The organism is Sulfidibacter corallicola (assembly GCF_017498545.1).
Classification (GTDB): domain Bacteria; phylum Acidobacteriota; class Holophagae; order Acanthopleuribacterales; family Acanthopleuribacteraceae; genus Sulfidibacter; species Sulfidibacter corallicola.
The window spans coordinates 1,390,349-1,403,741 of sequence record NZ_CP071793.1 but is presented as its reverse complement, the minus strand read 5'-3'; the positions used below and the strand labels follow the sequence as shown (position 1 = coordinate 1,403,741).

6 protein-coding genes are annotated in these 13,393 nt (G+C 62.1%); 1 reads left to right on the top strand and 5 read right to left on the bottom strand.

What is annotated here, in order from left to right; translation table 11 throughout:
- Positions 1-4: 4 nt before the first annotated feature.
- The gene (locus J3U87_RS04140; protein ID WP_237381768.1) at positions 5-4,657 is read left to right on the top strand and encodes a non-ribosomal peptide synthetase; all 4,653 of its coding nucleotides are present in this window, start codon (positions 5-7) and stop codon (positions 4,655-4,657) included.
- A 356-nt stretch (positions 4,658-5,013) separates the two neighbouring features.
- Here the strand turns inward: J3U87_RS04140 and J3U87_RS04135 are convergent, their stop codons facing one another.
- From J3U87_RS04135 to J3U87_RS04115, 5 genes are all read right to left on the bottom strand, one after another.
- Positions 5,014-7,461, bottom strand: coding sequence for a bifunctional serine/threonine-protein kinase/formylglycine-generating enzyme family protein (locus J3U87_RS04135; RefSeq protein ID WP_237381767.1), 2,448 nt, complete (start codon positions 7,459-7,461; stop codon positions 5,014-5,016).
- Between the two features lie 353 nt (positions 7,462-7,814).
- Positions 7,815-9,767, bottom strand: coding sequence for a DNA topoisomerase IV subunit A (locus J3U87_RS04130; protein WP_237381766.1), 1,953 nt, complete (start codon positions 9,765-9,767; stop codon positions 7,815-7,817).
- A 107-nt stretch (positions 9,768-9,874) separates the two neighbouring features.
- The gene (locus tag J3U87_RS04125) at positions 9,875-11,677 is read right to left on the bottom strand and encodes a DNA topoisomerase IV subunit B (RefSeq protein ID WP_237381765.1); all 1,803 of its coding nucleotides are present in this window, start codon (positions 11,675-11,677) and stop codon (positions 9,875-9,877) included.
- A gap of 565 nt (positions 11,678-12,242) precedes the next feature.
- On the bottom strand, positions 12,243-12,704 hold the full coding sequence (locus J3U87_RS04120) for a hypothetical protein (RefSeq protein WP_237381764.1): 462 nt from the start codon (positions 12,702-12,704) through the stop codon (positions 12,243-12,245).
- 463 nt (positions 12,705-13,167) lie between these two features.
- Positions 13,168-13,389 carry a hypothetical protein gene (locus J3U87_RS04115; RefSeq protein WP_237381763.1) on the bottom strand — a complete coding sequence of 74 codons (222 nt, stop codon included), beginning with the start codon at positions 13,387-13,389 and terminating at the stop codon, positions 13,168-13,170.
- Positions 13,390-13,393 lie beyond the last annotated feature (4 nt).

Here is a 13,393-nt window from a genome sequence, read left to right as displayed (position 1 = left end):
TTTCATGGAACACATCGCAAGCCGAATCGCCCAGCTCTCACCGGAGAAACGGGCGCTGTTGGAGAAGGAGTTGACGCGCCGGCGCCGGGCCGCGGCCCTCGCCAAACCGAACATCCCTCGGCGCGAGGGAAGCGGTCCCTGGCCGGCGACGGTCGACCAATCGGCGATCTGGTTTTTTCATCAAATGGACCCTGCGACTTCGGCCTACAACATCGGCAGCGGCCTGCGCCTTCACGGGATGCTCGATCTCGAATTGCTGGCCCGCGCCCTGGACGCGCTCGTCGCCCGCCACGAAACGCTTCGCCTGCGCCTGCCCGCCATCGACGGCCGCCCCTACATCGAAGTGGTCGAGCAATGGAACGGGCCGTTGGAGGTGCTGGACCTGCGCGACCGCCCCCATCCCAACAAGGCCCTCCAAGAAGAGGGTACCCGGCTGATTCGCGAGCCGTTCGACCTGGAGAACGGCCCGCTCTTTCGCATGCCGTTGTTGCGCATTACGGACGATCAATGGGTGTTGATCGCGGTACTGCACCACACCATCACCGACTGGTGGACGTTCCAGCTCTTTCATCGCGAGCTGTTCATGCTGTACGCGGCGTTTTACGAGCAGGAGCCGCCGCCCTTCTCGCCGCTGCCGATCCAGTTCGTCGACTGGGCCCTTTGGCGCGAGCGTTGGCTGACCGGCGCGGAGGCCGAACAGCAACGCGCCTACTGGCTCGAGCGACTGGAGGGCGCCCCGATCGTCTTCGAGCTGCCGGGGGACTTCGCCCGCCCGCCGCGGCCCAGCCAGCGGGGTGCCCGCGAATACTTCGTGCTCGACGAAACCGTACTGCGCGCCGTCCGCGAAGCCGGCCGCCGCGTCGATGCCTCCTCGCTCGTGGCCCTGCTGGCCGCGACCTTCGCCTTCCTGCACCGGCTCAGCGAAGCCGACGACATCCTGATCGGCACGCCGGTCTCCTTCGACCGCAACATGGAGGAAACCCGCAACCTGATGGGCTACCTGCTCAATACCGTCGTGTTCCGCGGCGAACTGCACGGCGATCCCGATTTCAACACGCTTCTGGAGCGCACCCGGGCGACGGTGCTCGGTGCCTTCGCCAACAAGGAATTGCCGTTTCGCGAGCTGGTGGAGCGCATGAACCCGCCGCGCGACATGAGCCGCATGCCGATTTATCAGGTCGAATTCATCTATGTCAGTCACGAGGGTGAGTTGTTTTCCGGCCACACCCGCAAGTCCGATTTCGCCCGCAACCTGCCGTTCTCGGTGGAGGACTACGGCCTCGACCGACGCACGTCGCCGGTAGACCTGCAGTTTTCCTTCCTGGAGGGTTCGCGCCACATCGAAGTGGTCCTGGAGTACGCCACCGACCTGTTCCGTGCCGGCACGATGGCGCGCTACGCCCGCATTCTGGCCAATCTCATCAAGCGCATGTTGGCCGCGCCCGAGACCCCGATATCGCGGTTGAGCCTGTTGAGCGCCGAGGAACGGACCCTGGTGTGCGAGGGCTGGGCCGAGGCCGACGCGGAATGGACGCGGCTCATCCAACCGGCGGAACCGGGGCCCTGCCAAACCATCGGCGGCATGATCGAGGCCGCGGCCGCCCGCTTCGGCGATCGGCCCGCGGTCGTCGCGGGCGACGAGACCCTGACCCACGCGGAGCTCCAGCGTCAAGCCACCAACGTGGCGCATCACCTGATCGCCCAGGGGGTCCGGCCAGGAGACCATGTGGGCGTCAGCCTCACCCGCGGGCCGCTGCTGCTGCCTTCGTTGCTGGGGGTCCTCGCGGCCGGCGCGGCCTACGTGCCACTGGATCCGGCCTTCCCGCCCCATCGTCTCGGCTTCATGGCGCGTGACGCGAATCTGCGGTTGATTCTGGCGGAACGGGCCACCCGATCCTGCTGGGACGAGGGTCGGCACCGTTGCCTGGATGTCGCCACACTGCTCGCCGATCCGGCCGAACCGGCGCGGGAGCTGCCGATCCCCGATCCGGACACGCCCGCCTACCTGATCTACACCTCGGGCTCGACGGGCCGTCCCAAAGGCGTGCTGGTCCCCCATCGCGCCGTGACCGCCGCCCTGCGCGCCCAGGCCGCCCTGATCGACCTGAGCCCGATCGACCGCTTCTTGGCGGTCACCACGCTGTCCTTCGACATTTCGGCCATGGAGCTGTTCCTGCCGCTCGGCCACGGGGCCACCCTGGTCGTGGCGGACGCCCGGACCGCCGCCGACGGCAGCCTGCTCGCGGAAGCGCTCGAAGCCCATGCGATCACGGCCATGCAGGCGACACCGGCGACCTGGCGCATGATGATCGATACCGGTTGGACCGGAAAGGCCGACCTGAAGGTTTGCAGCGGCGGTGAAGCGTTGCCCGCGGATCTCGCCGCGAACCTGAGCACCAACAATCTCGGCCTGTGGAACCTCTACGGGCCCACCGAAACCACCATCTGGTCGGCCGGTACCGAGCTGGCACCGGGCGAGCCCGTCACGCTCGGCGGCTCCTTTCCCGGCGAACGGCTCGCTATTCTCGACAGCCACCTGGAGCCGCTGCCGCCCGGTTTGGCTGGCGACCTGTACATTTCGGGCGAGGGGCTTTCCCTCGGCTACTGGCGCCGACCCGCGCTGACCGCGGCCGCCTTCGTGCCCGATCCTCGCGGGCCGGCCGGGGCCCGGCGCTATCGAACGGGCGATCGCGCCACGTGGGACGAATCGGGACGCGTCCGGTTCCAGGGGCGCGGCGACGGCCAGGTCAAACTGCGCGGGTTCCGTATCGAAACCGACGAAATCCGCGCCCACCTCCTGGAGCGGTCCGAGATTCAAGACGCCCGAGTGGTGATCAAGGAGCTTCCCGGCGGGCCGGCACTGGCGGCCTACTACCTCGCGGAGCGAACCCCCGATGCGGCCGTTCTGCGCGCCCATTTGGCCGCACGCGTGCCCGGGTACATGGTGCCCTCGTTCTTCGTACGCCTCACTCGGTTCCCGCTCACGCCGAACCGGAAATTGGATGTGTCGGCGCTACCGGATCCGAGGCCCGAGCGCTCCGTCTCCGCGGCCGAGGTGGCGGTCCCCCGCAACGACATGGAGCGAACCCTCTTTGCCATCTGGTCTTCGGTCTTGGGGAGCGAGGCTTTCGGTGCCACCGACAATTTCTTCGAAATCGGTGGCCACAGCCTGACGGCCACGCGCATCATCGCACGGCTCCGCGAACACCACGGCATGGCGCTATCGCTCGAACGGTTCTTTCAGTTGCCGACCATCGCCGACCAGGCACGGGTGCTGCGGCGCGATGGTTCGAAGGCTCAGCCGCCGATTCCGGTGGCGGCACCCGCCGAGTCATATCCCCTTTCCCACGCCCAACGCAACCTGTGGCTGCGCGACTGCATGGCGCAGCGCACCCATCCGGACGAAGGCACCTTCAGCAACAACATGGTCGGCGCCTTCCGCCTGGTGGGCGCGTTCGACAGCCATGCCTTTCGCTTGGCTTGGCAGGCACTGTACCGGCGCCACGCGGCCCTGCGCACGCGCTTCCGTTTCATCGGCGAAGAGCCGCGCCAGGTGGTTCTGGCCCAGGATCAGCCCTGGCTGGAGGAGTGTGTGCTGGGCGAATCGACCGACGCGGCGGCACGCGAGGCGGCCTTGACCGAGCATTTTCGGGAAATGGCGGAAACGGCGTTCGACCTGGAGCGCACCACCCTGCTGCGACTCCGCGTGATCGAGAAACGACCGTGCGAGCGCCTCATGGTGCTGTGCATGCACCACTTGATCGGCGACGGCTGGTCCCTGAACCTGCTGTTCCAGGAGTGCGCCGCGCTCTACGCCTTCTTCAAGCGCGGCGAGGGTGACGCCGAGCGTCTGCCGCTACCCCGATTGCGGGTTCAATATCACGATTACGCCGTTTGGCAGCAGGGCCGCTCGTACGAGCGGGAGCGCGCGTTTTGGCGTGCCCGCTTCCCCGAAGCGCCAAGACTCATGGCTTTGCCCAGCGACGGCCAGACCGGTGCCCGCGCATTCAGTGGCGGCACCGTCAGTGGGAAGATCGATGCCGAAGTGCGCGCCGCGCTGGGCAGGCTGGCGCTGCGCCACGAGGTTTCGGTCGCGGGGGTGGTGCTGGCCGCCTTCAAGCTCCTGCTGGCCCAGTTGTGCGGCACCGAGGAGGTGACGGTGGGCGTTTCCGCCGCCAACCGCGCCCATTCCGATCTCGATCGGGTCATCGGCTTTTTCGTGAACCCGATCCTCGTGCGGACGACGATTCCGTTGGATGGCGCGCTGGAGGACCTTTTGGCCGAGGTGGCGGCATCGCTGACGCAGGCCCTGGACCATTCGGCCTTTCCCTTCGACTTGTTGGTGGACGAGCTGAACCCTTCGCGAGCGGGGGTCGGCCAGCCGTTGTTCAACGTCAGCTTCGCCTACCAGAACTTCGCGGGCACCGTGGAAACCGAGGGTGGTGGGGCGAGCTTGGAGGGTTTGAGCGTGGAGGTGGTCACGGAGTTGCCCTTGAACACCGCCAAGTTCGATCTGACCCTGTTCGCCTACGAACTGGATTCGGGGCTGGAACTGCGGTTCGAGTACGCCACGCGGCGCTTCGACGAAGCCCGCATCGCGACGTACCTGACCAGCCTGATCCGCTACCTGGGTCAGATGGCGAGCTTGGCGAGCTGAGCGAAGCCGCGAAGCCGCATCGGTTACCGCGACGCGGTCTCTCTCGTTCCTGCGGGAAACGTGGAACCGGTGACAACGGCGAGTTCAGCGATGCGCCCGCCGGATGACCTCGCCGAAGTGACCCATGCTCGGAGTTCCCGCATCGTGAGCGGGGCGTCGGGCCTCTCGAAATGCGGGCACTCCAAAGGACTCGGCTTCGGATTGGGGTCGTGAGGGAAATTCTGTGCTTCGCCCTTTGGCGTAATTGGTTGTAGTCGCTTGGGTTGCTTCGATTGGTCGGGCTGGCAGCCCAACCTACAGGCCCTACGCCCCTCTCGAAATGCGGGCACTTCAAAGGGGTGCGCCTGACCGCGGGATCACTCCGAGTCCACTTCCATCAGTAGCCGGAAACCGGCCGTGCGCAGGCGCACCCGACGGGTTCGCTCGGCGCGGGAACCCGAGGAACACTCCGCCACCGGACTCTCGTAGTAACCGCCGCGCAAGACCCGGTTCCCCGAACCCAGCACGATCGGGTCGATGCGGTCCTCGCCGCCGTAGGGCCGGAACACGTCCATGCACCACTCGCTGACATTGCCGTACATGTCGTAGAAACCCCAGGGGTTGGGGAGATAGCTGCCCACCGGCAACGGTTTGCGGTGACCGCTGGCCTTGAAGTTGGCCTGGTCCGGGCCCAGTTCCTGACCGGTGTAGTACAGGGTCGTGGTGCCCGCGCGGCAGGCGTATTCCCACTCGGCCTCGGTGGGCAGGCGGTAGCGCGTCGTCCCCTCACGGCTGTTGAGCGCGTTGATGAAGGCCTGCACCTCTTCCGGGGAAATGTTCTCCACGGGATGGACCGCGGCTTCGAACTTGGCCGGCGACGGCTCGCCCATGACCGCCGTCCACTGGGCCTGGGTCACCTCGAAGGCGCCCAGGTAGAAGGGCTTGGTCACGGTCACCCGATGCAGCCGGGCGTCGCCGGGCTCGTAGGGATCCCCCATGATGAAGGTGCCCGGCTCGACCCGCAGAAACACCATTTGGACCCCGTTGATGTAGATCCGATCGATCCGGCGGCGGTACAGCTCCTTTTCGAGCTCGTCGACCGCCTCCATGTCGCTCAGACTCTGGAGAATGCGGGTGGCGCTCTTGGGATCGTGGGTCCGCAGGGCGAAGTCCAGGTCCTCCTGGAAACGCTCGGTCTGGATGGTCCACTCCTCGCGCACCGTCTCCACCGCCGAGGTCCAGGTGTCGATGACGACCTTGTCCTCGGGCCAGTCACGCCGGTACTCCTCCAACAGCCGCTCCAGCTTTTTGTAGTCCTGGCGCTTCTGCGCATCGGAGAAGGTGATTTGCAACGTCAGCTTCCGCGCCGCTTCCTGATCGTCCTGGCGCTGGTTCTTCTTCAGGGATTTGAGCGCCTGGATCAGTGCCTTGTGGGTCTCGACCTCCGCCCCCTGCGTCTTGAGCTTGAGGTAGGCGATCTCGGCCTCCGCCACGTTGCCCGCGTTGATGTGCTTCATGAACTCGGACTGAGCCGCGTTGATCTCGCGCTCGAGCAGCAGGGCGGCCGCGGCGGCCTCGACCGCGGCGGTGTCGGTCTCTTCGTCGGGCGTTTCGCCGTCGCCCACGGCCTCGCCGGCGAACAGCGAGCCGTCTTCACTGGGGTGGCCCGTGGGCGGGACGGGCTGGATACCGATCGGCGCCGATTCGACGGTCTCGGCCACCGGGACCTCCGGCTTGCCGTTGTCAGAACGGGTGATCATGTAGGAGGTGATGAAGAAGATCAGGGCGGCCCCCACCGCGCTGACCGGGCCGACCCAAGGCCGGCGGTACCAGGGCCGATCGGCCGGCAGCCGACCGACGTGAATCGTTTGGGTAATGGTCGAATGGGCCCCGTCGGATCCCGCGGTATGAGGAATCTCGGAGTCGATCCCCGCCTCTTTCGGCAGAAAATCGGTCAGCAATTCGGCGATCGGTTCCCGTTTGGCGACTTCGGAGCCCATCGCCAGGCGCAGGTCGTGAAGAAAATCCAAGGCCCGCGAATAACGTTCCTCCGGCTCTTTGGCCAGAATTCTCGCGAAGGTGCTGTGCAGCGCCTGCAGATCGCAGTCGAGCGGGACTTCGCCCAGGCTCAGGTCCGGCTCGCTGTGAACCAGGTGGTACAGGATCGAGTTGATGTTTTCGCCGGGAAAGGGCCGGTGCCCGAAAATCAGTTGGTAGGTCAGGATACCGAGGGCGAACAGGTCCGAACTGGCGCTCACCTTGCCCGTGACGATCTGTTCCGGGCTGGCGTAACTGGGCGTGCCCAGAAAGACACCCGTGGTCGTGATGTTCGAGTCCTTGAGCCGGGCCAGTCCGAAATCGACGATTTTGGCTTCGAACCGATCGGTGATCAGGATGTTGGCCGGCTTGATGTCGCGATGGATGACGCCCTGCTGGTGGGCGTGGTCCAGCGCCGAGGCAATCTGCTCCAACAAGAGGAAGCGCGTGGACAGGGGAATCCGTGTGGCGACCGGAAACAGCAGGTCCAACGGCCGACCGGGTATGTATTCCATCACCAGGTAGGGATCGCCCTCGTGGACCCCGAAATCGTAGATCCCGACGATGTTGGGATGATTCAGGCGGCTGTTGACCTGGGACTCCACCTCGAACCGGTTTCGGAAATTCTGGGGATCCTTGGAATACTTGCTCAGCCGGGTGTTGATGGTCTTGATGGCCACTTCGCGCCGCAAATGGGGGTCGAAGGCAAGCAAGACCGCACCCATGCTGCCTTGGCCGAGAAGCTCGCGAATGTGGTAGCGGCCGATGGTATCCTGAGAGGTTGCCAATGGGGTTCCGTTAGAGGAGGGTTTGATGGATCGTTTGGGCGTTTGAAATGCATCCGACATTAAAAGCCTTACCGCCAAAAAGGAGGCTCGAGGAACCGTGAAATTATAGCAAGGTTGGATCAGAGAAAGGCTGATAGTTTGGCGGCCGAATGCCTTGTGAGGTGCGGATCACAAACGGAAGGCCCGCCGAATCGCCGGTGCCTGACGTATTTTGAAGCACGCCCGACAGGATCGCGAACACCGTGATCGCGACTTGCGACGAAACCACCCCGTCGCCGAAACCGAGAAAATTCAGTGACCCAGCGCAGCGTGGGCGAAACGGCCCCGGCCCCGTCCGAGGGCGGGATCGCCGATCAACTCGGCTCGGCATCCTCGGTCGGCGGCTTCGGCTCGGCGGCGCCGCGTTCCTTCTTGAGAATTTCGAGATCCACGATCGGTTTGGTCGAAATGCGGTTTCCGCGAGCGGAAACGCCCTTGACCAGTTGTTCGGAGAGATCGAATTCTTCCTCGGTCACCCGCGCTCGGGCCTTCAACGGATAGTAGACCTTGAAACGCGGCGCGGGATCCGTTTGGAACAGCAGGATCTTGCAGTTCTCTTCCGGCAGGAAGCTGTATTCCTTTTCCATGATGAACTTGTCCACCCGGAACCGCTTCATGAAGCCCACCCCGGAGGTCTGCTCGCGATACACGCAGTTGAACACCAGGTCCTTGTCCACCTTGTCCACGTACAGGATGCGCTCCTTGATGTAGAGCTTCTCCGGCACCTGAATGACCTTGTAGTACTTTTCGGTCACCACCAGGATCTTGTGGAATTGGGAGCAGGGCACGAAGTTCTTGGTTTTGACCTCGGTGCCGATGTAGCCGGTCTTGCGATCGTAGCCCAGCTTCAGGTCCTGGATCGCGACTTCCTTGCGGCTGACCTCTTCGATTTCCTTGATGCGGGTCTTGCGCTCGCGACCCTTGCCGTACTTGTCGCGCAGCGCCACGATGTAGTTGATCGTGGTGGTCACCATGTCGGCCAGCAGCTTGTTGACCTCGTCGATCCGGGCCAGGATCTCCTGGATCTCGCGACGGCTCTTGTTGATGTCGAACCGCGAAATGCGCTTGATGCGAATCTGCAGCAGCCGTTCCACGTCTTCGTCGGTCAGTTCGCGAATGAGCTGATCCTGGAAGGGCACGAACCCGTCGTGAACCGCTTGGACCACCTTCTCGTAGGTCTCCTGTTCCTCGATGTTCTTGTAGATCCGGTTTTCGATGAAGATCTGCTCGAGGGTCTTGAAATGGAGATTGTCGCGCAGCTTGCCCAGCTCGATCTCGAACTCGCGACGCAAGTCGTTCAGGAGCTTGTCGGTGTTGTAGCGCAGCACCTCGGACACGGAAAGGACATGCGGCTTCTCGTCGTCCATGATCAGCGTCATCTGCAGGGAATGGCTGATTTCGCAATCGGTGAAGGCGTAGAGGGCCTCGATCACCTGATCCGCGTAGATCCCGCGCGGCAGGCTCAGCTCGATCTCCACCTCTTCGGCGGTGTAGTCCTGAATTGCGTTGACCTTGATTCGGCCCTTCTTGATCGCGTTCTCGATCGAAGTGATCAGCTTCTCGGTGGTGGTGCCGTAGGGGATCTCCTTGATGAGCAGGTGTTTGTCGTCCGGTACGTCGATCTTGGCGCGGACCTTGACCTTGCCGTTGCCGTCGTTGTAGTCGCGGGCGTCGATGGTGCCGCCGGTGGGAAAGTCCGGCAGCAGCTTGAATTCGCGACCCTCGAGGTAGGCGATCTGGGCGTCGAGCACTTCGAGGAAGTTGTGCGGCAAAATCGACGTGGACATCCCGACCGCGATCCCTTCCGCCCCTTGCAGCAATATGACCGGTAACTTGGCCGGCAGGGTCACCGGCTCCTTGTTGCGGCCGTCGTAGGAGGGCACGAACTCAGTGATCTCCTTGTTGAACATGGTCTCTTTGGCCATGGGGGTCAGGCGACATTCGATGTAACGTGCGGCGGATGCCGAGTCACCGGTGTAGATGTTGCCGAAGTTCCCCTGCTTGTCGATGAACAGCTCTTTGTTGGCCAGGTTGACCAGCGCGGCAAAGATCGAGGCGTCGCCGTGCGGGTGGTACTGCATGCAGCGGCCGACCACGTTGGCGACCTTGTTGAACTTGCCGTCCTCGACCTCGAACATGGTGTGGAGGATGCGGCGCTGTACCGGCTTCAAGCCGTCGTTGACGTGGGGAATCGCCCGCTCTTTGATGACGTAACTGGCGTACTCGAGAAAGTTGACATCGATGAGTTCGCGTAATTGATCGGCCATGCCTGTTCCTTAGAATGCTGAAAATGATCGTGCGTGCAAAGGGTCGTCGGCGGAGGGACCACCCACGCGCGGGCATCGGGTCGTCGCGCTCCCGCCCGCGGCCCGCGTCAGATGAGGTTGTCCATGATGTAGGTCTTGCGCTCGGGCGTGTTGTTGCCCATGTAGAACCGCAACGTGGTCTTGATGTCGGCGTGGTGGTCGACCGTGACCTGCACCAGGCGCATGTCGTCACCCATGAAGGCGCCGAACTCCTTGGGCGAGATTTCGCCCAGACCCTTGAATCGGGTCAGTTCGGGGTCCTTGAGCTTGGCGAGGGCCTTGTCGCGCTCGCCATCGGTGTAGCAATAATGGGTTTCCTTCTTGTTCCGCACCCGGTAGAGCGGCGTCTCCAGGATGTAGAGGTGCCCGTGGGTGACCAATTCCTCGAAATAGTGCAGGAAGAAGGTGATCAACAGGTTGCGGATGTGCAGACCGTCGACGTCGGCGTCGGTCGCCAGGATGACCTGGTTGTAGCGCAGGTTCTCGAGGGTGTCCTCGATGTCCAAGGCCTTCATGATGTTGTAGAGCTCGGCGTTCTTGTAGAGCGCGTCCTTCTTGAGCCCGAAGACGTTGAGCGGCTTGCCGCGCAGGGCGAACAGCGCCTGGGTCTCGGCACTGCGGCAACTGACCATGCTGCCCAGGGCCGACTGTCCCTCGGTCAGGAAGATCTGGCTCTTGTCGCCGTGCTTGGAGCGATCGCCGAAGTGGTACTTGCAATCGCGCAGGCCGGGAATCTTGATGGCCACCTTGCGCGCCTTCTCGCGCGCTTCCTTCTTGACCGCCTGCAGTTCCTTGCGGATCTTCTCGTTGAAGGTCACCTTGTCGAGAATCTTCTTGGCCAGTTCCTCGTTCTTGTGAAGGAAATCGACGATGACCGTCTTGACGGTGTTGATGATGCCCTGGCGGATATCGGTATTGCTGAGCTTGTTCTTGGTCTGTGATTCGAACACGGGGTCCTTGACCTTGACCGCGATACAGCCGGCGATGCCGTCGCGCACGTCCTGCCCCTGGAAACTCTTTTTGGAGTAGACGTTGATGGCCTTGAGGATCGCTTCGCGGAACGCCGAGAGGTGGGTGCCGCCGTCGTTGGTGTACTGGCCATTGACGAAGCTGAAAAAGTTCTCGCCGTAACTGGTGGTGTGGGAAAAGGCGAATTCGATGGATTTGTCGCGGTAGTAGATGGGTTCGTACAGCACCTCGTCGCCCACTTCGGCGACCAACAGGTCCTTGAGGCCGCGACGGGAATAGAAGGTTTCGCCGTTGAGCTTGAGCGTCAGTCCCTTGTTCAGGTAGCTGTAGTACTGAATCCGTTTGCGCAGGAACTCTTCCTTGATGCGCACGCCGTTGGGGAACACCTCGCGGTCGACCTCGAACGAGACGAAGGTTCCGTTCTCCTCGTCGCTGGCGCCGTCTCGTTCGCGCTTCAGCACGCCGTGTTCGAAAAAGGCTTCCTTGAACTTGCCCTCGCGTACCGAACGCACGGTGAAATTGTCGGAAAGGGCGTTCACGGCCTTGGTACCGACCCCGTTGAGGCCCACGCTGAACTGGAAGACGTCGTCGTTGTACTTGGCGCCGGTGTTGATGCGCGAGACGCATTCGACGACCTTGCCCAGCGGGATGCCGCGGCCGTAGTCGCGGATGGACACGCGACCCTCGGCATCCGTATCGATTTCGATGCGCTGGCCATGGCCCATGATGAATTCGTCAATTGCGTTATCGACGACTTCTTTAATAAGGATGTAAATGCCGTCTTCGGCGTGACTGCCGTCACCCAGGCGGCCGATGTACATGCCGGGCCGGAGGCGAATGTGCTCCAGCGAGCTGAGACTCTTGATCTTGCTTTCATCGTAAACCGGTTTGGACGAGGTCATCCTGCTTCCTTAACCCTGCTAATCGTTTTTGGCGCCCACGGGTCCCGCGCGGGACGGGTCGATGGACCCGTGACGCCGTCGGCAATCCGTCCGTCGCTCCCGCGCACGGCTCCTGCGATCCAACGTAACCAGGTGTTCAACCAAGGCTTGCGAGCGAGAAAAAACGGAAACGTACGGGACGGGCTTTTTCTTTCGGGCAAACGCGGCAGATCACCGATTTGCGTCCTGACAGCAGGAACTTCGCGGAACATGCGGGCCGAGATCATCACGCAAAAACCCGTCAACCATAGCTCAACTGTTTGGCGGTGGTCAAGGCGCAGCGGCGAAGCGCTTGACTGCCAAGGATCGAGGCCACCGGCACGTCTTGGCTCGGTATCGCCGGGCGCCCACAAAAAAAGGCGAACCCGTCGTTGGGTTCACCTTTTGGATGGATCGCTGACCCGGAAATGCGGAAAAAAGACGCCGGTGCATGTTTCGTTTCCGATTTCGGTTCCCTATCTCGGGTCGAGATGCGTCGAGGCACCTGGGTCCCGAGGTCGGCGTTTCGCCGAGGCGGAACCGGTCTTCAGTGTTTCCAGGGGTAGGGACAGGTTTTGGTTTTCGCTTCCTTCTGGCCGGGCGCCAGCAGGAAGAGCTTGATTTCCGTGGGGGTGCCATCCTTGAGAATCACGGAGGCCTTGGCGTGATAGCCTTCCGCTTTTTTCTCTTTTTCCCAAATGACGTATTCTTTTTTGCCCGCTTTGTTGGCTTTGTAGAACGCTTGTTGCGCATCGATCTTGAAGAGGCTGCCGATGGGGCTGAGTCGCTTGCCGAGGCGTTCGGAAATCTTGATGACGGGCGAGTTCTGGCCGTTTTTCCAGCCGGTATTGAGGATGTAGGCGCTGATGACCACACTGCGATTGCGTTCGAGGTCCATGGCTTCCACGGAGGCCAGGTCCACGCGTTTGGGCGGGTTGTCGGCGAGCACGAAGGCGCAGCCGACCAGGAGCAGCAGAAATACAGAGATATGTTGTGCGAGACGTTTCATAATTTCACCTTTTGGATGAGGATCGATAATGGCGTTCGGCGTCTTGGGGCCACTAAAGCATGAGCCACGCCATTTGTGAAGCCGAAATGAGGGTGGGTGAAGGCCTGTCACCGAATGGTTCTTGGGCTTTTGGGGCCGTGGATTTTTTTCACCACGGAGGTCGCGGAGTTCACGGAGAGCGAACCGGCGGTGTCCCGACAAAGCGTTCCCGCATGCGGAGGAAGGAGGTCGTCGCGGTAGGCGCTGGGCCGGTACTTGAAATTCATCCAACACAGTGAAGCGGAAAATTGATTGCGTCAGAACTCTAAAAAACTATCTTTGAAATTACTTCTCATCCAGCTTTACATAGGACGGGATACATTAAAAAGCAACATAAGCGGCCTGGCAATACAGAGGATCGATTGGATGAGCCAGGCCATTCAATGCGTAATAGTATCCGGATTAAAACACGTATTTGCTCAGCTCAGCCTTCATCCGAATCAGGGATGCCAAGAGCTCCAGTTTTATCTTCCCGAGGATCAGGAGAGCCAGCGTTGTTGGGCGAACCACCCCCTCGGGCCTTTTTCCTTACCGAATTGTCTCCCCCTTCCTCGGAAGAGAAAGAGACAAAGAGCCTCTCTTTTTTCATTTGATCTACATTCTCCATTTTTCCTTGCGTCTCTTTCGAGTCTTTATTTGAAGTCATCTCA